Here is a 22,480-nt window from a genome sequence, read left to right as displayed (position 1 = left end):
GGGAGCGTTGAACGATGAAAGTATGGATGTGGCCAAAATCGAGCGAGTTGAATTTTTACAATGATTTGCTTACAAATTCGCTTTGCGACGAGGGCATAGAGGTTAAAGATTTACAGCATGGGAAGTTGATGCTGCAGGTCGGCGGGGCGAGACCAGGCGATATCGTCCATATTCACTGGATGCATCATGCCTATCAGAATGCCAGCCTGCCGGTGTTCCTCGTGAAATCGTTCATTTTGATCATGACGATGCTTTATTTGAAGGTGCGGCGGGTGCAATTGGTATGGACGATTCATAATTTATACCCGCATCACGTGAAATACAAGCGTATGGAGCGGTTCATGCGGACGGTCATTTGCAAGTTTTGCAGCAAGCTGCTGGTCGCCTCTGAATCGATTAAACGCAAGGTGATGGCGGAGTTTGACGTTCCGGCAAGCAAGCTTGTTGTCGTTAAGCATGGTCATTATTTAGGCGTGTATAAGTCGAAGGGGCTTAATTGCAGACAGGCTTATGGCATTAGCGAGGATGCGGATATTTATTTATTCCTTGGCGCAATTCAAGCCTATAAGGGGGTTAAGGATTTAATCGAGGCGTTTAATGCGATTAAGACGAGACGCTCCTATCTGATCATTGCGGGCAAAGCGGATAAGCATATGGAAGCTTACTTGAAGCAAGTGGAGAACAAGGAAAACATTATTCTTGATATACGCTTCATACCGAATGAGGAGGTAGCCGATCTTATTAGCTCGGTCGATGTGATGGTAATGCCCTACAAGGAAATTACGACGTCGGGCTCGGCCATTCTTGGCCTCTCGTTCAGGAAGCTGATTGTGATGCCGGACAATGATTTTATCGATGAATATTTCAAGGAGGATATGGTCGTCCGCTACAATCCAAGCGAGGATAACGGCCTATCGAATGCGATGAAAGCAGCCTTGAATGTGAAGCGGGAGCAAAGAACACCTCCGTATGAAGAGGTGCTGAAGGAGCTCGAATGGAGCGCAATCGCGCGGAAGATCAAAAACGTTTACCAAGGATGGGGATGAAGGATGAAGGTAACGGTAGCCATCTGCACCCATAATAGGGCCAAGGATACGGGAGAGGCGATTGAGAGCGTGCTGGCTCAAAGCTTCGCGCCGGAGCAAATTGAAACGGTTGTGATCGACAATCGTTCCACCGATAATACCGCTGAAGTAGTCGGCAAGCTGGCAGAGCTTCATGGCTCAAGGGTGCGTTATATTCACGAGAGCAAGCTTGGCTTATCGGTTGCCCGCAATCGAGCGATTCGAGAGGCAAAGGGCGAATTCATCCTTTTTCTAGATGATGATGCGCTGGCGTCTCGTCACTGGGTGCAGCATATTGTGGACGTCTTTGAAAGCGATGCGGCGATTGGCTGCGTTGGCGGAAAAATCGATCCGATCTGGGAGGCGGCTGAGCCGGATTGGATTCCGGAGGAGCATCGGTCGGTGTTTACTATACTTGATTATGCTAGTGGAATAACGGAGATGCCGGCGCCAGCGATCCCATATGGAGCGAACGTTGCTTTCCGGGCAAGCGTATTTCAGCATTACAAGCCGTTCCGCGAGGATCTCGGGCGTGTTGGCACGAATCTGCTTTCGAGCGAGGAGAGCGAGCTGATTGCGAGGATACGTGAGCGATATAAGGTATTCTACACACCGCTTGCCTCCGTTCAGCACAAAATTGCAAAGGAACGAACGACTAAAAAGTGGTTTTTGAAGCGGATTTTTTGGCAGGGCGTCAGCGACGCGGTCAAGCGGCAGGATCGAAGCTTGTTTGCTATCGTGAAGCATGTCATTCGTATGGTGCAGGCGATTGGATCATCCTTGCTGACGATCTTTTTTTTCAAAAAATTTATCCGCCAGGTTGTGAAAATATGTTACCGCAACGGATCGCTTGTCGGCATCCTGCGTTACAACGGTAGGGGTTGACATCAAGTTATGGCACAGCTCGCGATTTCTAAAGCGTGGAGGGGAAACGGCCTCGTTCAAACAATTATGCGCACAAGCGCAACGAATCTTCTTGTCATGGTCATCAGTACACTGACCTCGATCGTAACGGCACGCATGTTCGGCGTCGTTGGCAAGGGAGAGTTTTCCGCTATCTTGTTTTGGCCGACGCTGCTCGCGGGTCTTGTTTCGTTTGGACTGCCCACCTCGCTTATCTATAATATGAAGCAAAACAAAGGCAGCGGCAGCGATTTTGTTAGAGCGGGCTTTCTTTTCCAAATACCGGTCAGCATCATTGTAGGTGTCATTGCATGGATAGGGCTGCCTATATGGCTTGGCAACTATCCAGCCGGCATCGTTCAAATTGCGAGATGGTATACGGTGCTTATGCTGCCAATTTTGCTAGCAGTTAATTTAATATCTGCGCTTGCGCAAAGTACGGGCAAATTCAATATTTACAATGGTGTGCGTTTGTATGTGCCGCTCTGTAATCTAGTCGGGCTGATGGCACTTTGGGCTTTGGGCGATTTAAGCTTGCATACTGCCTCCCTTGTCTTTCTTATTACTAGCGTACTCGTTATATCGTGGTCCCTATACAGCATAAGGGACGAACTGCGAATGAATTGGTTCAAGGGACTCGGCAACAAGCTGGCGGCTAAAGCGCTATTCGGCTATGGCGGCAAAGTGTTCGGAGTGGAGCTGCTTGGCACGCTGTATTCACAATTCGATAAAATCATTATTTTATCCATGCTGACCGCCCGCGAGCTAGGGCTCTACACAGTTGTCTATGCGCTCTCGCGTGTGTTCAATGTTGTTCAGATGGCGATTACGAATGTCGTGTTTCCGAAAGTAACAGGTATGGAAAAGTCAGCGATTATCGCAACGGTTGGCCGCGCATTTCGGCTATCGATGCTGCTGATGACGATTGTCGTTATTCCGAGCATGTTCATCGGTCGTTTTCTGATGGGGATTTTGTTCGGAGCACCGTTTCTCGAAGCAAGCGGAGCCTTCTATCTACTGTCCATTGAATGTATTCTCGGTGGCGGCTCGTGGATTCTTGCCTCCTCGTTCAATGCCATGGGGCGGCCAGGGCTTGTGCTCGTTCGCCAGCTTATCGCTTTGGCGGCAACGATTGGATTGTTTTTCGTATTCACACCGCTATACGGACTGAACGGTATCGCGCTCGCTTTATTGATCGGTGCCGTTATTCGCTTGGTGGTGACGATTGCGGCGATGCGGATTGTTTTTCATGTAGGGCTGAGAGGCATGCTGTTTGATAAAAATGATTTTCGCTTTCTACTGGAACGTTTGAAAGCCAAAAAACAACGTAAAGGAGCGCGCTGATATGCAAGTGGAATCGAACGTACACCCGATGGAGGGACTGAAAAATCAGCTTCTCCAAATTTTGAAGGTGATCCCGCCAGGCTCAAGCATTTATTACATTGATTATCCTGTCTATAACAATGGCGGTGATTTGCTCATTATGAAAGGGGCGGAGGCGTTCTTCAAAGACAATCATATCCGCGTAGCTGCGCGCTACAGCGTCCTTGATTTTCCAGATAAGCTGAGCATTCCTAAGGATCATATCATCGCCTTGCAGGGTGGAGGGAACTTCGGAGATTTGTACCCGGTCCATCAGAGGCTGAGGGAGAAAATCGTTGCAGACTATCCGCATCATCGTATCGTATTGCTGCCGCAGACGATCTTCTTCGAGAAGGATGAGGAATACGACCGAACGGCGAAAATCTTTAACGCTCATAAGGATGTCCATCTCTTCGTAAGGGACACGCTATCCTATGGTTTGGCTGCTCAAAAGTTTCGTAATTGCTGCGTGTATTTGTCGCCTGATATGGCACATCAGCTGTGGCCGATTATGGCTAAGAGCCAGCCTGGCAAGGAGCTGCTTTGCTTCTTCCGAACGGACATTGAGAAGACGAGTGAGCAAGAGAGCTTTGAAGCGGCGGGACAGGGCGATTATTTGGACTGGGCCTCGCTCTACAATCGCGTCGAGAAAAAGTCGATCAAGATGATCGGGCAAATGATGGCGAAAAGCGGCGTTCCGCTGCCGATGCAGGCAATCTGGGGCAAATATTCCGATTATCTCGTGGATAAGGCGGTCAAGCGCTTTAGTGGATACCGCGTCGTGCAAACCTCGCGGCTGCATGGCCATATTTTATCCTGCTTGATGGACAAGCCCAATACGCTGCTCGATAACTCATACGGTAAAAATTCAAATTACTATAATACATGGACCAGCAGCATCAAGTCGGCTCAGCTAGTGGTGAAGAAGTAGTCGAATGTCTATCGTACACCGCGCAGCAGGACTTAACATATGCATCCGAAGTAAGTTTGTGCTGCGCAGAATCCCGATGAAGTACCGCTTCACAAAAACTTAGCATATTATGCTAACGAAGCAAGTTTGTGCTGCGAAGAATCTCGATGAAGTACTGCTTCACAAAAACTTAAGCATATGCTTTCGAAGTAAGTTTTTGTTGCGAAGAATCTCGATGAAGTACTGCTTCACAAAAACTTAAGCATATGCTTTCGAAGTAAGTTTTTGTTGCGAAGAATCTCGTTGAAGTACTGCTTCACAAAAACTTAAGCATATGCTTTCGAAGTAAGTTTTTGTCGCGAAGAATCTCGTTGAAGTACTGCTTCACAAAAACTTTTTAGGAGGAATCAGAATGAAGATTGTTCTTTTATCAGGGGGCTCGGGCAAGCGCCTGTGGCCGTTGTCGAACGAGTCTCGCTCTAAGCAGTTTTTGAAGGTGCTCAAAAATGCCGAAGGCGAGCACGAATCGATGGTTCAGCGCGTATGGGGACAAATTACGAATTCGGGCCTGCGCGAACATGCTTACATCGCAACGAGCAAGCCGCAGGTTGATATGATTTATAGCCAGCTTGGAAGCGAGATAGAGGTCATTGTAGAGCCGGAACGCAGAGACACCTTCCCAGCGATTGCACTCGCGGCTACCTACTTATATTCGGTGCAGGGTGTGAGCCTGAACGAGACAGTCGTTGTCATGCCGGTTGACCCTTACGTTCACGAATCCTTCTTTCATAAAATGAAAGAGCTTGAGCTGGTGCTAAATGAATCCGGCGCGGATTTGGCGCTGATGGGCGTTAAGCCGACCTACCCTTCTGAAAAATACGGCTATATCGTGCCGGAGCTTGCCTCTGAGGCAGGTGAGTCCTACGTCAATGTACACAGCTTTAGAGAAAAGCCCCGTGAGGAAGAAGCGGTAGCCATGATCGAGCAGGCTGCGCTTTGGAACTGCGGGGTTTTTGCATTCAAGCTGGATTTTCTCATCAATATTCTAATTGCGAATGAGCTTCCGATCCAATATGACGAAATGCTGAAGCAATACGACAAGCTGCCAAAGAACAGCTTTGACTATGAAATCGTAGAAAAATCCAATCATATCGTGGCGCTCCCATACGAGGGAGAGTGGAAGGATCTTGGTACATGGAACACGCTGACGGAGGAGATTGAAACGCCGCTCATTGGCAAAGGGATCATTACTAGCGGCTCCATCAATACGCATGTTATTAATGAGCTGGATATTCCGATTACTTTGCTCAATGTATCCAATGTTGTTGTTGCAGCGAGTCCCGATGGAATCTTGGTGTCTGACAAAGCATCAAGTCCAATGATCAAGGAGATTATGAAGCATTCGGATCAGCGTCCCATGTATGAGGAGAGGCGTTGGGGCCGTTACCGTGTGCTTGATTACTTGAAATATCCAAATGGCAATGAAGTGCTGACCAAGCGGATCTGCGTCGCGGCTGGCTTGAATTTAAGCTATCAGTATCACCTGCTTAGAGATGAGGTTTGGACGATTGTATCCGGCGAGGGAGTTATGGTGCTGAATGGCCAAAGCTTCAAGGTGCAAGCAGGTGATGTGCTGACGATTAAGAAAGAAAGTTTGCATAGCCTGCGTGCGGAGACGGAAATGGACATTATCGAAATCCAGACAGGAACGGAGCTAATTGAAGAGGATATTGTCCGTCTTGCCTTCGATTGGAATGAGATTTTGCAATTATGCACCGTATAAATTAAACATTCGATGAAGGAGAGATTAGCATGAATATTACGGTGATTGGAACCGGCTATGTCGGTCTCGTATCGGGCATCTGCTATGCGGAGCTAGGCAACCGGGTGATCTGTGTAGACAAGGACGCTCGCAAGATCGAGACTTTAAATGCCGGCGGTATTCCGATCTACGAGCCGGGCCTGAAGGATCTTGCGAACGCGAATCGAGCGGCGGGAATGTTGACCTTCACGACCGACTTGCCAAGCGCGGTACGTCAATCGGACATTATTATCTTGGCGGTTGGCACGCCGCCGCTGCCAAATGGAGAAGCGAATCTTTCTTATATTAATCAAGCTGCGATCGAGATTGCAGAAGTAATGAACGGATATAAAATAATAGCGGTAAAAAGCACCGTTCCCGTCGGGACGAATGAGCGGCTGGCAGAGCTGATCAGCTCGCACACAAGCGAGCGCTTTGACAGTATTTCGCTGCCGGAGTTTTTGCGCGAGGGCTCGGCGATACAAGATACGATGAATCCCGATCGCATTATTATTGGAGCCAGCTCGCAAAGCGCGGCGGATATTATGGTTCTGCTTCATATCCCCTTGACCGAGCAAATTATCGTGACAGATATTCGCAGCGCGGAAATGATTAAATATGCGTCCAATGCATTTCTAGCAACAAAAATATCATTCATTAACGAGATTGCCAACATTTGCGAGAAGGTTGGCGCAGATGTGACGAAGGTTGCGGAAGGAATGGGCTATGACAAGCGAATCGGCTCCTCATTCCTCAAAGCCGGTATCGGCTATGGCGGCTCCTGCTTCCCTAAGGATACGAGCGCGTTGATCCAAATTGCTGGACATGTTGATTATGAATTTAAGCTTCTGCGTTCCGTTGTTGAGGTCAATCAGGATCAGCGATTCAACGTCATCCGCAAGCTGGAGACGATCTTTGGCGGCGAGCTGCATGGCAGGACAATTGCGATTTGGGGGCTTGCCTTCAAGCCGAATACCGATGATGTACGTGACTCGCCCGCGGTGGAAATCATTCAGCATTTGCTCGATAACGGTGTAAAGGTAAAAGCATATGACCCGATTGCTATGGAGAATTTTCGTATAATCCATGGAATTAGCGGTGTCGAGTGGTGTACAGAAGCGATGGCAGCAGCTAGCGATGCGGATGCAGTTTGCTTGCTAACGGAGTGGGAGGAATTTTCGAAAATCGATTTGAACCTTTTGCAGAAGGTGTTAAAAAGCCCGATTCTCATTGACGGTCGCAACGTGTTCGATGAGAAGGATCTGCTTGGTACGGAGTTTGTTTATTATTCTGTCGGCCGCCCTAGCCTGAATCAAGGCGTGAAGCAGCAAATGCCTATTCTACAATTTTAGACCAACTTAAAACTAGAGGTGATCGAGATGACATTTAGAAAAAAAGTAACATTGTCTGCATTGGCATTTTCCATGTTAACCGCATCATTAGGTGGATTTCCGCTTAGCCAGAAGGGGCTGGCGGAGAAGCTCGGATTCAGCGAATCGGTATATGCTGCAGAGACGGAGCTGCCGTCCAGCATATTTTTGGAGCGTATGAATGGTCTGCACGCAGCGCTTGCAGCAGGTGATCCCACAGATCGACAAGAGGTTAGAAATTTACGCGATGAAATCGCGGGTCTGGATGCAGCGACAAATCAGCAGCTCATTGATCCCATCTGGAAGAAGATCAGCGCCAAGCTGCCAGAGACTGCTGATCAAGCGGAGCTGAAGGCAAGCCTATTCCAATTATTAAAAGATGTTGGCTCCTTCCGTTATGATCCTACGGCCTCCGATTTGGAGGCTATTCGCACGAACCCTGAATACCGCGCAACGTTAAAGACCATCGCAGCCGCAGGCGGTGATGAAAATATTAAGCTTGATGATTTTCTCGTATTTATGTTTGGCGACGGCGGCAGCCGCAAGGGGGTCGAAGGTACAATCGGCAGCTTGCTTGCCGCAAAATCCCCGACAGAGCTAGTTTTGCTGCTCAGCAATAAGCAGGGCCTAATGACGGTCATGCTGCAGGCGACGGAGCAACTGCTGGGAGAAACGGGCAGCTACAAGTTCAGCTCTATTTTGAAAAACTTAGGCGTGACCTCACAGGATGTACAATCAACCGTGCTAAGCTTTCAAGCGAAGCTGAAGCATGATGAGCCCGCTATGAGTGCGATGACCGTAGCGTACATACGCTCAGCAGCGAAGTCCAGTGTAAAAATAAATGATGACGGACGTGTACATACCTACAGCTTGAATGTTTATGGAGCTTATATTTTGCCAGCCGTATTGCAGTGGTCAAAGCTTTCCGGTGATGACAATGTGACGGTATTGAAGACTGGCGTCGTTACCATTCCGGATGAGGCATCCAGCGGCACTGCCATTATCCAAGCGAAGCTGGTGAATCCATACGGAGGAGCGGCTAAAGTTATTTTTGAGCAAGAGGTAACCCTAAAAGCGGCTGGCACACAGGAAACCGAGTTTCCCGCAGCGCCATTTCTTGAGCGGTTGAATAAGCTTCATGGGGCGCTTGCTGCTGGAGATCCGGCGGATCTAGCCGCAGTTCGCAACTTGCGAGACGAAATAGGCGAGCTTAATTTTACGAGGGATCAGGCGCTAATCGACCCGATTTGGACTAAGCTCTCAGCGGGGCTGCCAGCTTCTGCGGACAAGGACAAGCTGAAGGCGAGCCTATTCAATTTGATCAAAGAGGTCAGTGGCATTCCATATGAATCTGGGGCTTCAAGCTTAGAGGCTATCCGAGCGAACGCTGAATACCGCGCAGCAATGAAGGCGCTTGGCGCTGCTGGAGGCGAGGCGGGCTTCGTTGTTGATGATCTTCTGCTCTTTATGTTTGGTGATGGCAGCACGCGACCAGGTGTTGAAGGTACGATCAGACAGCAGCTTGCGGGTATGTCATCCACAGAGCTGCTCCGCTTGTTAGGAGATAAACAAGCGACTGCAGCGATGCTGCTTCAGACGATTGAGCAGCTGCTTGCCGAAACGGGTACCTATAAAGTCAGCTCGCTGCTTGGCGTTTTGGGTGTGAGCTCGAAGGAAGTGAGCGCAACGGTCGTTAACTTCCAAATGAAGCTGAAAAAGGATGAGCCGGCAATTCAGGCGCTGACGACTGCGATAATGCGAGCGGAGGCTAGCGAGACCGTGAAAGTTAGCGAGAATGGCCGGGAGCAATCCTATACTTTAAAAGTGTTTGGTGTGGATGTTCCCGCGCTGGCGCTTCGTTGGAGCAAGGTTTCTGGCAGTGAGGCTGTGAAAGTAGCGGAAAATGGCTCGGTTACACTTGCTCGCGGCGTCGCAACCGGTTCGGCTGTTATTCAGGCAGCATTCATCAATCCGTATGGTGGAGCGGCTAAAGTGATTTTTGCACAAGAGGTTACGCTCACCGCTGTCAATGGCGAGGGTGACCAATTCCCAGCAGAGCAATTTCTTGAACGAATGAACAAGCTCCATGCTTCCTTGCTTGCCGGTGATCCTCAAGACGTGAAGGATGTCCGCAGTTTGCGCGACGAGCTTGCTAAGCTTGATTTTGCTAAGGATCAAGCCCTTATCAATCCGATCTGGAACAAAATAGAAGCCAAGCTTCCGTCTTCCGTAAACAAGGTGGAGCTGAAGAAAAGCCTATTCCAATTGATTAAAGCAGTAAGCACAATTCAATATGATCCGCAGGGCAAGGAGCTTGAAGCTATACGAACGAATGCAGAGTACCGTGCAACTCTGAAGACGATAGCAGCAGCTGGCGGCGTTGCAAGCCTGACGATGGATGACTTCCTTGTGCTTATGTTTGGCGATGGTGAAGACCGTCCTGGTATTGAGGGTTCGATTCGCAATATCATTTCGGATATGAAGTCGAAGGATATCGCTCAGCTTCTCGGAAACAAAGACAAAATCAATGCGGTTCTTACAGAAGCGATGGCTAAGGTATTATCCAGTAAGCAGGATTACGCATTAAGCGAGGCGTTTTCTAATCTTGGCGTCAAATCGACAGATGTACGTGCAGTCGTTGTTAATTTTCAAAATAAGCTGAAATATGATGAGAAGGCAACAAATGCTTTAACTGTCGCATATGTCCGTTCGGAGGTCATATCCACGACTAAGGTTACTTCAAGCGGCAGGCAGCATGAATATACGTTGAAGCTGTTTGGCACAGAGCTTCCTTCGTCATATTTAAGATGGAAAAAGGTTTCTGGAAGCAAGGATGTTACGGTTGCTTACAATGGTAAAGTAACGATTCCGAAAAAGGTTGAATCAGGAACAGCCGTCATCCAAGCTACGATTATCAACCCTTACGGCGGCTCAGCCAAAGTCGTTTTCCAGCAAGAGATAACTCTGACGAACGGTGATTTTGAGGTTGATCCGAAGGAAGCGCTGAAAAAAATCGCTGATTCTTTGGATGCTAAGCTTGCCGATATTAAGAAGAAGCTGAAGGCAGCCAAGGATGATGAGCAAAAAGCACAATTGATTGTGGAGGTTGTTCAGGCTAGAAGCGAAGCTGTTAATCTGATCAACAAAGTGAATGCAACCAGTGCGCTGAAAAATAAAGCAATTAACGAAACAAAAAGTAAAGTCAACAAGCTTCTTACTACGATCATCTCTGAAATTATGCGCTCATAAGGGTTAGCCAGTCTTTCTTCTCGTAGGGGAAAGACTGGCGTTCTTTCTATTCAAATGAAAGGTGGTGTTCGCTGCATATGAGTGAGCGGCATGCACGGAAGAAACGGCGTCCAAGGTTTCGGAAGCCAGATAGGATTAATATTATTTTAGGATCGTTCACGGTTCTTTTGTTATTCGCATGGGGGGGACTGCATTGGAAAGAATCCACGCAGCAATCACTCGTCGTTAATGCAGGCAGCGCAGCGATGAATAGTCATGCTGAACTGCTGGAGGTAGGGCTCGTTGGGGACAATGCTGCCAGTACCAGCCCGCCGGGAGTGACGGAACCTATAGCGACAGATCAAGCAGATAAACCAGCGGAGCAACCCGGGGTTGAAACGACGGATCAATCGAAGAGCAGTGGGCAAAATGCTGAAGATCAAGGGGCTGAGGCTGATAAGTCTGCTGTAGAGGATAAGACGTCGCCTTCGGCACAGACAACGAAGCCCACAAGCACAGCTAAACCGAATCAAAGCTCGGGCTCAAAGCCGGGTGGATCTACAGCAGTAAAGCCAACACCGGAGACAACGGAAGTACCTGAGGCACCAGTGGTTGCAGAAACAAAGCCGCCTATCCCTGTTTCAGAAAAATACGAGCAAGAGATTGTACAAATTCAAGCGAAATGTACAACTGATATGAACGGTGTGCTCGCAGGAGCGGATGCGAGTATGAAGCAGCTGGATATGACCGATCCGTACGCATTCCAGCAACTGACGGAGAAATGGATGGATGGACTAGCTAATGCGGAGTCTGCCTGTACGACGAAGTTTAACGGAGTTATTGAAAAAGCAGCAAATGATGATGTAGATCCAGAAATAATAGAGAGCTGGGAGCAAACGTTCAGCGCTTTAATGCTGCAGCTTCAAGGTGAGTTTGAAACGAAGCTGCTTCAATTAATGGGTGGTTAGATTATTCATCCTTTGGCAGGGTACGATCACGGAGCACACGCTCAAGCAAGCTGCGAATCAGCTCTAGATCGTCCCTCTCCAGAGGAACACCGTCCCAATGAAGCTGTTCGTAGTTCAAATATTCTTTTGCATTATGATTAAGTTCGATTGGCGGCTCCGGATAGTCGGTAAGACCCAGAAGATAATCAGCAGATGTACGCAGCTTCCGCGAAATCGTCTGAATGGACTCGATTGTCGGCTGTCTGTAACCAGATTCATACCCCGCATATGTACTTTTTGCAACTCCTAAGTAATCTGCTACTTCCTGCATCGTTAGTTTTCTCTTTTTGCGCAGCAGCTTAAGACGCTTTGCGAACATCCTTATCTCCCCCCTCTCAAATATCACAAGTGTCCAATTTCATAATGAGTTTCTAAGTCGGCTAGGTAAATGTACACATAATTATACCATGTTTGACAATTGCATGTACTAGTTAGAATGTGAGCTGGATGTGAACTGTCCGATCTTTATTGTCTCAGCATGGGTTTGGGAGTGGTTGGTGTATTGGTGGAGTTGAATAAAGCCGGAGATCCTATGCGCGTTTTTGAAGGGGAGATGCTCCCAACGAGTGCTGTCCCCAACGAGTGCTGCCCCATAGTACCCTAGAACCAACCCTAGAACCAACTCTAGAAGAACCCCTCCAACAAGTCCTCCAACGTGCTCTTCCACTAACCAACTATGGTGCTATCCTGCACTTTAGCAGGATGGAAGCTGGTTTTTCGAGCTCCCACGTGTCTATGTTGCACCGCTGCACTATAGAGAGCCTTCCAGGTGCGACTTAAGCCGAAATCAGTCTATTCTAATGCAAATGTGCAGGATAGGCAGCTCGGTGAGGCTGAAAAGCGCGAAGTTACTGCAAATATGCAGGATAGCCTGCGTGCGGAGGAAGCGGCATATCGAGCTCGGAGTGAATGTACGACTATCCTAGAACTAACCCTCCAACCTATTCTGCAACACTTTCTCCAACAAGTCCTCCAACGTGCTCTTCCACTAACCAACTATGGTGCTATCCTGCACTTTAGCAGGATGGAAGCTGGTTTTTCGAGCTCCCCCGTGTCTATGTTGCACCGCTGCACTATAGAGTACCTTCCAGGTGCATCTCAAGCCGAAATCAGTCCATTCTAATGCAAATGTGCAGGATAGGCAGCTCGATGAGGCTGAAAAGCGAGAAGTTACTGTAAATGTGCAGGATAGGCAGCTCGGTGAGGCTGGAAAACGCGAAGTTAGTGCAAATGTGCAGGATAGCTTGCGTGCGGAAGAAGCGGCATATCGAGCTCGGAGTGAATGTACGACTATCCTACTTGCAGGGGGAAGCAGCGTTTCGAGCATGTACCCAATTTACGCTATAAACACAAAATAGTGATTAACATTTATATTAATAGAACAATAAAAAAGCAAATATTTATAATATACACGGAAAATTAAACAAAAATCTTGGTTTTTTATAATGTAAGCGCATTCTTAACAAAGGTACTATTAAGAGGTAAATATTTGAAATGCTAGATTAGCAAAAACGGCACGGAATATTTCACATTTTGATTACTCCAAACATGAGAGGGGAACAAACGCTTTATGAGTATCCGAATGAAAAGAAGCATGTCTTTAGCATTAGCTGTATTCATGGTTGTCTACACCATATTGGCAGGCTTGCCTGTTCAAGTTGCGAAGGCTTCACCATTGCCAGAGCCGCAGGTATGGAAGTTTGATTTTGGAGCTTTGCCTACACTAGGTGGAAACAACTCAGGAGGACCTGTTGCAGAAGGGTATATAGGCATTGCTGGTACGACACTCTATACGAGTGAGCTTGGCTACGGCTTAGATGCAGCTCAAGCTTCTCGCTATCGCGGTGGAGAAGATACAGATCATGCTGTGAATGATTTTATTTTGGGTGGAACGGGTATACCCGTTGTTTTTAAAGCAGACATTCCTAATGGCAATTACAAGGTAACGATATATTCGGGCGATCTTCTCGCAGGCACCTCTACCTACAAAACGAAGATTTCAATCGAGGATATTGCTCTGGGAACAGTGCAATCTAGACAAGCCATTACGACTGCAAGCTACAATGTAGCTGTTGCAGATGGACAAATGAACATTCAAATAACAGGTGATGGAACGGCCAGTATTTTGAACGCGGTAATCATTGAACAGGTTCTGCCTTCAGCACCTGAAGGACTTGTGCTGACAGCAATTAACGCAAGCGGGGTTTCGCTTGCATGGACGCCGGTTGAAGGCGCAGCTTACTACCAAGTATATCGTGCCACCGACAGCAACGAGCCTGACGCTCCCATTGCTGAACAAGTAGTCGGCAGCAGCTATACGGATACTAGTGTTAGCGTCGGGGAGAGCTACACGTACTACGTTGCTTCATCGAATGCGTTCGGCCAGCAGTCGGGCTTAAGCGCCGCTAGCGAAGTCGCTGTCATTCCAGCACCACAACCGCCAGCTGTTCCAGCGGGCCTAGCTGTTGTTGATGTGAATGCAGCTTCCGCTGATCTTAGCTGGCAAGCAGCAGCTGGCGCAGCAGGATATAAAATATATCGTTCGGACGCAGCAGCTGGAGAATTTGCGGAGCTTGCCGAAGTTACGGGGCTGTCTTATACCGATCAAACGGCTAATACGACAATTCCGCAGTATTACAAAATAAAAGCAGTAAACGCACAGGGCGCATCTGAGTTTTCGGATTATGCAGTGAGCTCTGTTTATGTGCCGCCAGTAAATTTGCCTGAGGGAGATGTATTGCGCTTCGATTTCGGCAAAGGTGCTGTTGCTGAAGGGTATGTAGCTATTTCCTCGGGAGTCGCTTATTCATCAGATCGAAAGTATGGCTTTGCCGATCCGTCAAAGGTCAGCTTCGTAGACCGCGGCACGGCGGATGCATTGCGCTCGGATTTTGGCATTGTACAGGATACAGCCTTTAACGTGGATCTTCCGAATGGAGATTACACCGTATCGCTTATTGCAGGCGATTTGAATGACGGCACTGATATTTCCATTACAGCCGAGAGTATCGAGAAGGTGAAGCGGCTGGATGGCAATGCGGTTAGGCCCGCTGGCCAGTTCCTTGAAATGAACTTTGACATCGCTTTGGTAGACGGTCAATTGAACCTGCAGTTCGCTGGAACCGCGCCTAAGATTAATGCGCTTGTCATTACGAAGAAGGCAGAGCGCACAGCAGGAGAGCTTCCTACGATTTATCTCGCAGGCGATTCTACCGTTCAAACCTATGATCCTTACTGGCTCCCTCAAGCGGGCTGGGGACAGATGATTTCAAGCTTCTTCTCCTACGATGTTATTTTTAAAAACCATGCCATCGGCGGACGAAGCACAAAAAACTTTATATCCGAGGGTCGTTTAGATGAAGTGCTGAGAGCCATTAAGCCTGGCGATTATTTCCTCATACAATTTGGTCATAATGATGCAACGATTAGCGTGCCGGACCGTTACGCGGCACCAGCCGATTACAAAAATTACTTAAAAACGTATATCAACGGCGCAAAGCAGCGCGGAGCGACGCCAATTCTCGTTACGCCGATGGGCAGACGCAGCTTCAATGCAGAGACTGGCAAATTCAACGTCAGCTTCCCAGAGTATGTGCAAGCGATGAAGGAGGTTGCACAGGAGCTGGATGTTGATTTGGTAGACTTAAGTACATTAAGTATTGCTTATTATGATTCCATCGGACCGGCAGCATCATTATCGGTGTTCTTGCATGTGCCGGCCGGTGTATACGGAGCGTTCCCTAACGGCTCCGCAGACGATACACATTTTCAGGAATATGGTGCAATTCAAATTGCTCGGCTGCTCTCAGGCGGGATCAAGCAGCTAGATTTGCCGCTGGCACAATCGGTTAAGGAAATCGAATTGCCGGCAGAGATTCCGGTTAAACCAACGGGATTAGTAGCTGGCAGCATTAGTAATGCAGGAGCAATGCTCAAATGGGACAACGTAGCTACAGCTGATATTTACAAAGTGTATCGCAAGCTTTCCACAGAGCCGGACAGTGCTTATACGATGGTCGGCACCTCTACAATTCCAACGCTTGAACTAGGCGGACTAGTAGAAGGGAACAGCTATTTCGTTCAAGTAACAGCAGTGAATGGCAAGGGAGAATCCGCGCCTTCTGATCCGATATTTATTAAGACAAAATCTGCTGCTTATAAATATGATTTTGGAACGATTGGCGGCGTAGTAGAAGAAGGCTATAACGAGGTAACGCGCAATACAATCTATACAACTGAGCGTGGTTATGGCATCACGGACAGTTCAGGTATGATTGACCGCGACCGCGGTACGGCTACGGATGCGTTAAGACGTGATTTTGTTGCGTACTTCGCAATGAGCTATGAGTTTAAGGTCGATTTGCCAAACGGTTATTATTCGGTCAAAACCTACACAGGGGACTGGATTGGTACTACCAAAACGGATATTAATATCGAAGGCAAAAATTTGGGCACGGTATCATCCGGCAAGGAAAGTATTGCTGAGCGCGTATTCAATATGATCGCGGTTAAGGATGGTCAGCTGAACATGATTTTGAGCGGACAGACAGCTCATCTGAATGGCGTTGAAATTACACCTTTGCTGCTGGCGCCTACGCAGCTTACACTGAACGAGCTTGATTTGACTGGTGATCGAATCAAGGTTGAGCTTTCTTGGACAGGAGTAGAGGATGCAGTAAAATATAACATTTATCGAAAGGCGATCGGTACAAGCGAGGTGGTGTTGCTTGGGCAGACGAGTGCTGCAACATATCTCGATACAACTGCTGATATAGCACTTGAGTATATCTACACCGTAACGGCAGTAGATAATACCGACTTCGAATCGGTCATCTCCAATGAGCTTAACGTATCGATAACTGATCCAGATGTTGCGAAAGCGGCAGTCCCAACAGGCCTTGCGCTGGCATCCATCCACAAGAATGATATTAGCTTTACTTGGGATGCAGTACCGCAAGTCAGAATGTACAATATTTATCGCTCTGAGAAAGCAGATGGAACGTATACTCTAATTGGAAAATCTACAACTGCTTCGTATACCGATAATACGGTTTTGACGACGATTCCGTATTACTATAAAGTAGCCTCCGTGAATGAGGGAGGAATTTCCGAGCTATCAGCCCTTATGGAGACACAAGCGATCACAACGCTGGTACGTGCGATGGAATATTTGGATCGCTCACCAGTGGCTATCCATACAGAGGCAGGCAATTACATCGGATGGCGCATGCTCGGACTTGATCCAGAGGCAATCGGCTTTAATGTGTATCGCGATGGAGTTAAGCTAAACGATGCAGTAATTACAACGAGCACGAACTTTGTGGATGCGGCAGGTATGGTCTCTTCCTCGTATCATATTACATCCGTATTAAATGGTACGGAGCAAGCAGCGACAAGCAGCTTCGGCGTTTGGCAGAAGCAATATAAATCGGTTCCGCTGCAGAAGCCGGCCGACGATTATACGAAGGACGGACAGCCGTATTCGTATTCAGCGGGCGATGCGAGTGTAGGGGATTTGGATGGCGATGGACAATACGAGATCGTTATGCTGTGGTCGCCATCGAACAGCAAGGATAATTCACAAGCTGGTTATACAGGAATTGTCTATATGGATGCCTACAAGCTGGACGGCACCCGTTTATGGCGCATTAATCTTGGACCGAATATTCGGGCTGGAGCACATTATACACAATTTATGGTTTATGACTTAGATGGTGACGGTCGTGCCGAGGTTTCCTTTAAGACGGCAGACGGTACAATTGATGGAACGGGCAAAGCTATTGGAAATCCGAGCAAGGATCATCGGAATAGTACTGGATATATTTTGCTAGGCAATGAATATTTAACTGTATTTGAAGGTGCGACAGGGAAAGCTTTGGCAACGACGGACTATGATCCGCCGCGCGGCGATGTTGCAGCATGGGGAGATGCTTACGGCAACCGTGTAGACCGTTTTCTTGCTGCGGTTGCGTATCTTGATGGCGAGCGTCCAAGCTTAGTGTTCAGCAGAGGCTACTACACACGCACGGTGCTTGCGGCTTATGATTATCGAGATGGGCAATTGACGAAGCGCTGGGTATTCGACTCGAATACCGAGGGTTATGGCTCCTATGCAGGACAAGGAAATCACAATTTATCGGTAGGAGATTCGGATGGCGACGGCAAGGATGAGATTCACTTTGGTGCCATGGGCATCGATGATAACGGCAAGCCGCTTTACAATACGGGGCTCGGCCATGGCGATGCAATGCATTTTGGTGATTTGGATCCAACACGTCCGGGACTTGAAATATTCGCAGTACAGGAGCATAGCGATTCCATCTACGGGATGGATCTGAAGGATGCGCGTACAGGCGAGATCATCTGGGGCGTTCATACAGGCGTGGATACAGGACGCGGGATGTCGGCAGATCTTGATCCAAGATATCCGGGTGAGGAAATGTGGACGGCCAATATCGTAAACGCCGAGCATATACCGGTTACAGGCTTGTACAGCGCTAAGGGTGAAAAAATTACGACTAGCATCCCAAGCTCGACAAACTTTGGCGTCTGGTGGGATGGTGATCTGCTGCGTGAGCTGCAGGATTACAATCGCATAGACAAGTGGGATTATGAGCAAAACAAAACGGTTAACCTGCTGACCGCGGTAGGATCAGCTTCCAACAACTCGACAAAAGCCAACCCTAGCCTGCAGGCCGATCTGTTCGGCGACTGGCGGGAAGAAATAATGTGGCGTTCAGAGGACAGCAGCGAGCTTAGAATTTATTCGACTGTGGATGAAACGGATTATCGTATTCGTACTTTGATGCATGACCCGATCTATCGCCTTGGGATAGCATGGCAAAATGTAAGCTATAATCAGCCACCGCATCCGAGCTTCTATTTGGGAGATGGCATGACTTTGCCTGCTGCGCCAAGCATCAAATATGTTCAAGCGCTCGTTACCTCAATTGCAGTAAAAGCAGCAGAAAATGCTGACTCTGTTGCGGTTGGCAGCACACTGCAAATGCATGCAGAGGTTTATGGCGATGCAACTGCAAGCAAATCGGTTCAATGGTCGGTTGTGAATACGGATGGCAGCCAAACTAATCTGGCAACGATTGGATTAGACGGCCTGCTTCATGCGGCTGCGGCAGGTACGGTTAAAGTTGCAGCATCTGCTGTTGATGGCTCTGGTGTCAAAGGGGAGAAGCTGATTACTATTATTGCGGATACGGTTGTCTCACCATCACCGTCAATACCGCCAGTAGTTACACCGACGCCGACACCTGGCACTTCAACGCCCGCAACGCCAACGCCAGTCCCTGCAAGCAATCAACTGACGATTGATGCGGTTACTGTGGGTGGCAAAGCAATCGCAGCTATAGACGCTGCGAAGCTCCAAAAGGCCGTTGAAGCATCAAGCGATTCAAAAGTGATCATCAAGGTAAATGCTTCAGAAGCAGCTAAAGAGGTAGAAGTTAGCCTACCTGGCGGAACCTTGACAGGCCTTCTTGCGAAGGATCAAATGAGTCTAACGATTGATACGGGAGCTGTTAAGGCAACGTTCTCTAGCGAAGCGTTGCGGGCTGCGGTTGGCGCTTCTAAGGAAGCGGTACGACTGAGTATCAGCCAACTGCAAAGCAATGAGCTTACTGAAGAAATTCGTAAGCAAGTCGGCGAAGCTGTTGTATATGATTTCAATTTATTTGTTGGAGATCAAAAAATAAGCGAGTTTTCGGGCGGGAAGCATGCGGTAGAGGTTACTCTTCCATATACGCTGAAATCAGGCGAGAAGCCTGGCAACGTAGTCGTTTATTATATCTCGGAGGATGGCAAGCTTGAGGTGATTCGCAATGCGAAATACGATGAAATGACAGGTTTGGTTACCTTCAAAACAAATCATTTCAGCTATTATGCAAGCCAATATGTATCATCGCAATTTACAGATTTGCAGCAAGCCGCATGGGCGGTAGATCCCATCGAGGCGCTGGCAGCACGAGGTGTCATTGATGGCTACGAGAACGGAAGCTTCAAACCGAATGCGAAAGTGACACGAGCAGCTTTCGTTAAGATGCTCATGCTGGCGCTAGAGCTGGAGGACAATGAAGCATCAAGCAGCTTTAGCGATGTACAGCCGGGAGTCTGGTATGCAAGCTCAATTGCTGCGGCCGAGAAGCTGGGTATTGTAAAAGGTAAATCAGACGGCAGCTTTGGCGTAAACGAGCTGATCTCGCGGCAGGATATGGCTGTTATGGCTCATCGTGCAGCGGAGCTTATAGAGCTGAAGCTGACAGCCGGAGGCGGTACAGCGTTTGCGGATCAGTCTTATATCGCAGCTTATGCAGCTCAAGCAGTTCAAGAGATGCAGGCAGCAGGAATACTGAACGGTATGGCTAATAATAATTTTGAACCGAACGGCGACTCAACTAGAGCGCAAGCAGCGAAAGTAATTTATTCTATATTTATGAAGCAGTCCTAATACTGTACGTGAAGCAGCCCCATAGCTAAAGCTCTCCGATGAATGGAGCGCCCCAGCTATGGGGCTGCTTCAATTAGCTTGCTACATCCTGAATCCTCCACGGTGAGTCCAAAGACTCCCGCTTGATCAGAAATACGTAATAGCCGTTGCGGCGCGGCTTATTGAGCTCATGGATCGAAACAGGAAGCTTGATCTCTGTCATAAGCAGATCCCCAAGCGATTGGTCATCGGCCAGCTCCTTTGCCTTCGGAGGTGTGTTCTCTCGGATAGAAACGAGCGAATCCATTTGGCTTATGAAGGAGGCGAGCTTATCCTTGGACATATCTTCACCAAGCTGCTGCAGCAGCTCCTTGTCTTGATGATACATCACTTCAATGAACGTTTTCGCGAGTACTAGCGGAGCGACCGTGTCTAGATAAGGCTGCACTTGCCCAGCCGCTTTATGAACCATAATTTGATGCGCTGGATCGGGGCTATCGGACTTATGTGTAGAGCTGCCTTGAAAGTGTATGCAGAAATGACCAGAGAAACCATTCTCAGGTATACCATCACCGCCATGCGGCATCCCATTCATAGAAGCTGCAATCCAAGAATCCTGGGAGTGGATCAGAATAGCCTTTCTCTTCCAGCTCCATTTGCCGTTATAGATTTGCTTCATGATGCGGCTGTCTTCCTTCGTAACCGGCTGAACATCTGCATGATCGCTGCCTGCGCGGCGCTGCACCTGAAAGGTCAAACCAGTTTCCAGCTCAGTTACTGTAAAAAAAGCTTTATTAGGCAATAATTGTTGTGATTGCTGCCATGAAATAAGCTTCCCATAATGCTGCATGCGCAAGGAGTCTGCTAATCTAATGAGCTTATCCGCCATATTTTTAGGAAAAATAATCGTTAACGCATGTTTCTCATCCCAAAGGTTTCCTGCCCGCTCTAATCTAAAAACAGTCGTTTCTTTCTCGAGCGGAAGCGTTAATTCAATATCGGGATAGAAGTCAACCTCTATAGCGGTTACCTGCTTTGCAGTGCGCAAAGCGGAATTTAATTCGCGGCTTACCATTTGCAAATCACTGACGAAGACGGCATCGCGTGAAGAACGTACGGTCATGATGAGTTTATTTTGGTTAAGCTGCTCCGCATGCTTTCGTGGTTTTTGATTACCCGCATGAGCATTCGTAATATTTGGCTGTATGATAAGCAGCACCATTAGAATGAGTAAACGGATGACGACCGTACGCTTCCCTATCAAGCTCATTTGTTATCCTCCATCCCAATTCGTGTAGTTATATTTTCAGCAGGTTTCGCTTTAATTATGTGACAGGCTTCATATGTATGCTTTTCTCTAAACTGATTCATACTACGCTTGATACTACCGTTTGGAGGAGAGTAACGATCATGGGCCTGCAATGGATATTAGCTATATTGATTTTATTTCAGCAAGGGAATTACCCGGATCCTTTAGTTATTGTCCATGAAGGGCAGCAAATCGGGGAAATGAGCCGTGCAAAATATAGCCAATCGCTGTCAGGCATTCCGCTTATTCATGAGGATAGACTGCATGCTTTCATGGATGAGCTGGACAGAAAAGTGGAGAAGCAGGCGATAAATGCGGCGCTGGATAGTGCTGGCCGAATCATGCCTGAGCGTGCAGGAAGCAAGCTAGACCATAGTACATTTACAGTACAGTTTTACCGTTTTATTTTTGAAGGTGGCTTCTCGCGATTGGAGCTCCCCTTGCTCAAGACGTATGCTAAGGTAGACAGTGAGCTGCTGTCGATGATAAAGGCAAAGAGAATTGGACAATATGCTACATATTATAATCAGAATAACAAAAACCGCTCTCATAATGTCGTTTTGGCAGCGAACGCAATTAATAATTATGTCGTGTTCCCCGGCGAAAACTTTTCGTTTAATGAGGTTGTAGGGAAACGGAGCACAGAGAAGGGATATTTGCGCGCTCCCGTCATTGTTAGGGGAGAAATGTCTGAGGATGTGGGCGGAGGCATTTGTCAAATCTCCTCAACGCTCTTCAATGCGGTCGATCGTGCTGGTCTGAAAATCGTTCAGCGCTATACGCACAGCAGAAATGTCAAATATGTGCCTCCTGGACGAGATGCAACCGTAAGCTGGTATGGTCCTGATTTTGTATTTCAAAATAAATATGAGCAGCCCATTCTAATTCGTGCTTATGCAGGCGGCGGGCAGGTTAATATCGTCATTTGCTCCGCAGATGATATTAATGTGAAGACAAGACAAGTGCCAAGCGCATCGAAGAAGCTTCCTGAGGAAGTCAGACTGGAGATGGATGCAGGCGGGCTTGAACAGAAAATAAAATAAAAAAATGTATGCCATTTATAGTTGACACCGCCATCCATATTCG

Annotated in this window: 12 protein-coding genes; 10 read left to right on the top strand and 2 right to left on the bottom strand. The window is 47.9% G+C overall.

Annotated elements, in window-relative coordinates; translation table 11 throughout:
• The first annotated feature begins 14 nt into the window (after nucleotides 1-14).
• From MHI37_RS24200 to MHI37_RS24165, 8 genes are all read left to right on the top strand, one after another.
• Entirely contained in the window at nucleotides 15-1,046 is a 1,032-nt protein-coding gene (locus MHI37_RS24200; RefSeq protein ID WP_076339822.1) for a glycosyltransferase family 4 protein, read from the top strand.
• Between the two features lie 3 nt (nucleotides 1,047-1,049).
• Nucleotides 1,050-1,949, top strand: a complete 900-nt coding sequence (locus MHI37_RS24195; protein ID WP_076339823.1) for a glycosyltransferase — start codon at nucleotides 1,050-1,052, stop codon at nucleotides 1,947-1,949.
• A gap of 9 nt (nucleotides 1,950-1,958) precedes the next feature.
• Nucleotides 1,959-3,311 (top strand): oligosaccharide flippase family protein, encoded by a 1,353-nt coding sequence (locus MHI37_RS24190; protein ID WP_076339824.1) that lies wholly within the window; start codon nucleotides 1,959-1,961, stop codon nucleotides 3,309-3,311.
• A gap of 1 nt (nucleotide 3,312) precedes the next feature.
• Nucleotides 3,313-4,260 (top strand): polysaccharide pyruvyl transferase family protein, encoded by a 948-nt coding sequence (locus MHI37_RS24185; RefSeq protein WP_076339825.1) that lies wholly within the window; start codon nucleotides 3,313-3,315, stop codon nucleotides 4,258-4,260.
• Nucleotides 4,261-4,651: 391 nt separating this feature from the next.
• Nucleotides 4,652-6,022, top strand: a complete 1,371-nt coding sequence (locus MHI37_RS24180) for a sugar phosphate nucleotidyltransferase (protein WP_076339826.1) — start codon at nucleotides 4,652-4,654, stop codon at nucleotides 6,020-6,022.
• Nucleotides 6,023-6,051: 29 nt separating this feature from the next.
• Nucleotides 6,052-7,392 (top strand): UDP-glucose/GDP-mannose dehydrogenase family protein, encoded by a 1,341-nt coding sequence (locus MHI37_RS24175; protein WP_076339827.1) that lies wholly within the window; start codon nucleotides 6,052-6,054, stop codon nucleotides 7,390-7,392.
• Nucleotides 7,393-7,419: 27 nt separating this feature from the next.
• A complete protein-coding gene (locus MHI37_RS24170; RefSeq protein ID WP_076339828.1) occupies nucleotides 7,420-10,659 on the top strand; it encodes a hypothetical protein in 3,240 nt (1,079 codons plus the stop codon).
• A 77-nt stretch (nucleotides 10,660-10,736) separates the two neighbouring features.
• Complete coding sequence (locus tag MHI37_RS24165; RefSeq protein ID WP_076339829.1) at nucleotides 10,737-11,606, top strand: hypothetical protein; 870 nt, start codon at nucleotides 10,737-10,739, stop codon at nucleotides 11,604-11,606.
• Nucleotide 11,607: 1 nt separating this feature from the next.
• Here MHI37_RS24165 and MHI37_RS24160 read toward each other — a convergent pair whose 3' ends face one another.
• Nucleotides 11,608-11,964, bottom strand: coding sequence for a helix-turn-helix domain-containing protein (locus MHI37_RS24160; protein ID WP_076339830.1), 357 nt, complete (start codon nucleotides 11,962-11,964; stop codon nucleotides 11,608-11,610).
• 1,251 nt (nucleotides 11,965-13,215) lie between these two features.
• Here MHI37_RS24160 and MHI37_RS24155 point away from each other — a divergent pair.
• Entirely contained in the window at nucleotides 13,216-20,106 is a 6,891-nt protein-coding gene (locus MHI37_RS24155) for an S-layer homology domain-containing protein (protein WP_076339996.1), read from the top strand.
• A 73-nt stretch (nucleotides 20,107-20,179) separates the two neighbouring features.
• Here the strand turns inward: MHI37_RS24155 and MHI37_RS24150 are convergent, their stop codons facing one another.
• Nucleotides 20,180-21,355, bottom strand: coding sequence for a hypothetical protein (locus MHI37_RS24150; RefSeq protein ID WP_076339997.1), 1,176 nt, complete (start codon nucleotides 21,353-21,355; stop codon nucleotides 20,180-20,182).
• A 140-nt stretch (nucleotides 21,356-21,495) separates the two neighbouring features.
• On the opposite strand from MHI37_RS24150, the gene MHI37_RS24145 reads away from it, so the two are divergent.
• On the top strand, nucleotides 21,496-22,437 hold the full coding sequence (locus tag MHI37_RS24145; protein WP_076339998.1) for a VanW family protein: 942 nt from the start codon (nucleotides 21,496-21,498) through the stop codon (nucleotides 22,435-22,437).
• Nucleotides 22,438-22,480: the final 43 nt, after the last annotated feature.

The organism is Paenibacillus sp. FSL H8-0548, assembly GCF_038630985.1.
Classification (GTDB): domain Bacteria; phylum Bacillota; class Bacilli; order Paenibacillales; family Paenibacillaceae; genus Pristimantibacillus.
Note: the sequence above shows the minus strand (reverse complement) of the source record. Positions and strands in the feature narration are given on the sequence as shown.

Coding starts and splice junctions, on each gene's coding strand:
- MHI37_RS24195 (WP_076339823.1), top strand. CDS start 1,050: ATGAAGGTAACGGTAGCCATCTGCACCCATAATAGGGCCAAGGATACG.
- MHI37_RS24200 (WP_076339822.1), top strand. CDS start 15: ATGAAAGTATGGATGTGGCCAAAATCGAGCGAGTTGAATTTTTACAAT.
- MHI37_RS24160 (WP_076339830.1), bottom strand. CDS start 11,964: ATGTTCGCAAAGCGTCTTAAGCTGCTGCGCAAAAAGAGAAAACTAACG.
- MHI37_RS24150 (WP_076339997.1), bottom strand. CDS start 21,355: ATGAGCTTGATAGGGAAGCGTACGGTCGTCATCCGTTTACTCATTCTA.
- MHI37_RS24175 (WP_076339827.1), top strand. CDS start 6,052: ATGAATATTACGGTGATTGGAACCGGCTATGTCGGTCTCGTATCGGGC.
- MHI37_RS24180 (WP_076339826.1), top strand. CDS start 4,652: ATGAAGATTGTTCTTTTATCAGGGGGCTCGGGCAAGCGCCTGTGGCCG.
- MHI37_RS24145 (WP_076339998.1), top strand. CDS start 21,496: ATGGGCCTGCAATGGATATTAGCTATATTGATTTTATTTCAGCAAGGG.
- MHI37_RS24165 (WP_076339829.1), top strand. CDS start 10,737: ATGAGTGAGCGGCATGCACGGAAGAAACGGCGTCCAAGGTTTCGGAAG.
- MHI37_RS24190 (WP_076339824.1), top strand. CDS start 1,959: ATGGCACAGCTCGCGATTTCTAAAGCGTGGAGGGGAAACGGCCTCGTT.
- MHI37_RS24185 (WP_076339825.1), top strand. CDS start 3,313: ATGCAAGTGGAATCGAACGTACACCCGATGGAGGGACTGAAAAATCAG.
- MHI37_RS24170 (WP_076339828.1), top strand. CDS start 7,420: ATGACATTTAGAAAAAAAGTAACATTGTCTGCATTGGCATTTTCCATG.
- MHI37_RS24155 (WP_076339996.1), top strand. CDS start 13,216: ATGAGTATCCGAATGAAAAGAAGCATGTCTTTAGCATTAGCTGTATTC.